The organism is Psychrobacter sp. NPDC078501, from assembly GCF_044900935.1.
GTDB lineage: Bacteria > Pseudomonadota > Gammaproteobacteria > Pseudomonadales > Moraxellaceae > Psychrobacter.
The window spans coordinates 1-3,433 of sequence record NZ_JBJDOS010000019.1 but is presented as its reverse complement, the minus strand read 5'-3'; the positions used below and the strand labels follow the sequence as shown (position 1 = coordinate 3,433).

Sequence of the window (3,433 nt, the reverse complement as noted above, 5' to 3'; positions counted from 1 at the left end):
AACTGATTACTTCTTTCTGTTTTATACAGAATCTGTGACTCGACGAGAGCATAGAGACTATTTAAAAACATAGATATGAGTCTGGGTTAAGAAGAGCGTGTTCACGCGCACTTCTTAACCTTAATAACTCACCTCTTAACGACATCAGTTGTTATCCCAGGGGTGAGTTATTAAAAAAGTAAAGAGAACTGAATCAAGCGTATAAACATAGGTGATATCGTTATCATAATTAGATTGTATGACACTTAGAAGTCGAAAGACTACTTGGGGTTGTATGGTCAAGTAATGAAGCGCACATGGTGGATGCCTTGGCAGTCAGAGGCGATGAAAGACGTGACAGCCTGCGATAAGCTTCGGGGAGGCGGCAATATCCTGTGATCCGGAGATTTCTGAATGGGGAAACCCACTTACCATAAGGTAGGTATCCTAATTTATTAGGAAGCGAACGAGGGGAAGTGAAACATCTCAGTACCCTTAGGAATAGACATCAATTGAGATTCCCCTAGTAGCGGCGAGCGAACGGGGAGAAGCCGATTAATTCTAATGTAGAAGAACAGCGTGGGAAAGCTGACCGTAGTAGGTGATAGTCCTGTATTCGAAACATTAGAGTTAACATATTAAGTAGAGCGGGGCACGAGAAATCCTGTTTGAAGATGGGGGGACCATCCTCCAAGGCTAAATACTCCTGACTGACCGATAGTGAACCAGTACCGTGAGGGAAAGGCGAAAAGAACCCCTGTGAGGGGAGTGAAATAGAACCTGAAACCGTGTGCGTACAAGCAGTGGGAGCCCACTTGTTGGGTGACCGCGTACCTTTTGTATAATGGGTCAGCGACTTATATTCTGTAGCAAGGTTAACCGTTTAGGGGAGCCGTAGGGAAACCGAGTCTTAATAGGGCGTTTAGTTGCAGGGTATAGACCCGAAACCGAGTGATCTATCCATGAGCAGGTTGAAAGTGCCGTAACAGGCACCGGAGGACCGAACCCACTGTCGTTGAAAAGCCAGGGGATGACTTGTGGATAGGGGTGAAAGGCTAATCAAACTCGGTGATAGCTGGTTCTCCCCGAAAGCTATTTAGGTAGCGCCTCGGACGAACACCATTGGGGGTAGAGCACTGTTTCGGCTAGGGGGTCATACCGACTTACCAAACCGATGCAAACTCCGAATACCGATGAGTGATATCCGGGAGACACACGGTGGGTGCTAACGTCCATCGTGGAGAGGGAAACAACCCAGACCGCCAGCTAAGGCCCCAAATTCCTAGTTAAGTGGGAAACGAGGTGGGAAGGCATAGACAGCTAGGAGGTTGGCTTAGAAGCAGCCATCCTTTAAAGAAAGCGTAATAGCTCACTAGTCGAGTCGGCCCGCGCGGAAGATGTAACGGGGCTCAAACTAGGAGCCGAAGCTGCGGATTTGAATTTGTTTTCAAGTGGTAGGGGAGCGTTGTGTAAGCCTGTGAAGGTGTGTTGTAAAGCATGCTGGAGGTATCACAAGAGCGAATGCTGACGTGAGTAACGATAATGCGAGTGAAAAGCTCGCACGCCGGAAGATCAAGGGTTCCAGTCCAACGTTAATCGGGGCTGGGTGAGTCGACCCCTAAGGCGAGGCCGAAAGGCGTAGTCGATGGGAAATCGGTTAATATTCCGATACTTGTTTATAATGCGATGGAGGGACGGAGAAGGTTATGTCAGCCTGGCGTTGGTTGTCCAGGTGAAAGGATGTAGGTTTATAGCTTAGGTAAATCCGGGCTATTTTATACCGAGATCTGATAGCAAGCTGTACTTGTACAGCGAAGTGGCAAATACCATGCTTCCAGGAAAAGCTTCTAAGCAATAGTTATAAACGAATCGTACCCTAAACCGACACAGGTGATCAGGTAGAGAATACCAAGGCGCTTGAGAGAACTCTGCTGAAGGAACTAGGCAAAATGGTACCGTAACTTCGGGAGAAGGTACGCTGTTGATGGTGATAGGACTTGCTCCTTGAGCTGTTGGCAGTCGCAGATACCAGGCTGCTGCAACTGTTTATTAAAAACACAGCACTCTGCAAACACGAAAGTGGACGTATAGGGTGTGATGTCTGCCCGGTGCTGGAAGGTTAATTGATGGGGTTAGCGTAAGCGAAGCTCTTGATCGAAGCCCCAGTAAACGGCGGCCGTAACTATAACGGTCCTAAGGTAGCGAAATTCCTTGTCGGGTAAGTTCCGACCTGCACGAATGACATAATGATGGCAGCGCTGTCTCCAGCAGAGACTCAGTGAAATCGAAATCGCAGTGAAGATGCTGTGTACCCGCGGCTAGACGGAAAGACCCCGTGAACCTTTACTACAGCTTTACATTGAACTTTGACCTGACTTGTGCAGGATAGGTGGGAGGCTTTGAAGCCGAGACGCTAGTCTCGGTGGAGCCAATCTTGAAATACCACCCTGGTCATGTTGGGGTTCTAACTCAGGTATAACAATACCGAGGACAATGTATGGTGGGTAGTTTGACTGGGGCGGTCTCCTCCTAAAGAGTAACGGAGGAGTACGAAGGTGCGCTCAGACCGGTCGGAAATCGGTCGTAGAGTATAAAGGCAAAAGCGCGCTTAACTGCGAGACCCACAAGTCGAGCAGGTACGAAAGTAGGTCTTAGTGATCCGGTGGTTCTGTATGGAAGGGCCATCGCTCAACGGATAAAAGGTACTCTGGGGATAACAGGCTGATACCGCCCAAGAGTTCATATCGACGGCGGTGTTTGGCACCTCGATGTCGGCTCATCTCATCCTAGGGCTGAAGCAGGTCCTAAGGGTATGGCTGTTCGCCATTTAAAGAGGTACGCGAGCTGGGTTTAGAACGTCGTGAGACAGTTCGGTCCCTATCTACCGTGGGCGTTGGAAATTTGAGAGGATCTGCTCCTAGTACGAGAGGACCAGAGTGGACGAACCTCTGGTGTTCGGGTTGTCACGCCAGTGGCATTGCCCGGTAGCTACGTTCGGATGGGATAACCGCTGAAAGCATCTAAGCGGGAAGCCCACCTCAAGATTAGATTTCCCTAAAGAGCCGTTCAAGACTAGGACGTTGATAGGCAGGGTGTGGAAGCGCAGCGATGCGTGTAGCTAACCTGTACTAATTGCTCGTTTGGCTTGACCATACAACACCCAAGTGGTTTGTATACAAGTCTAATTAATCTATCTTGTATAGCTCAGGCTATAGAATAAGAAAGAACATTTCGATATCACCTTTAACCTTGATTCAGTTAGGTTACAAGTTGATCGACTATAAACTAAACACTTATAGTCAAACAATAAAAACAACAGACTCATATCTAACCCCCTTTGCTGACGACAATAGCGCGATGGCCCCACCTGATCCCTTCCCGAACTCAGAAGTGAAACATCGTAGCGCCAATGGTAGTGTGGTTCGCCCATGTGAGAGTAGGTCATCGTCAGCTC

The 3,433-nt window shown here is 48.5% G+C and carries 2 rRNA genes; both read left to right on the top strand.

Annotated elements, in window-relative coordinates:
* Positions 1-276: 276 nt before the first annotated feature.
* Positions 277-3,132: ribosomal RNA gene (locus ACI2IW_RS13815) — 23S ribosomal RNA — on the top strand.
* Between the two features lie 186 nt (positions 3,133-3,318).
* Positions 3,319-3,432: ribosomal RNA gene (gene rrf / locus ACI2IW_RS13810) — 5S ribosomal RNA — on the top strand.
* The last annotated feature ends 1 nt before the right edge of the window (position 3,433 follow it).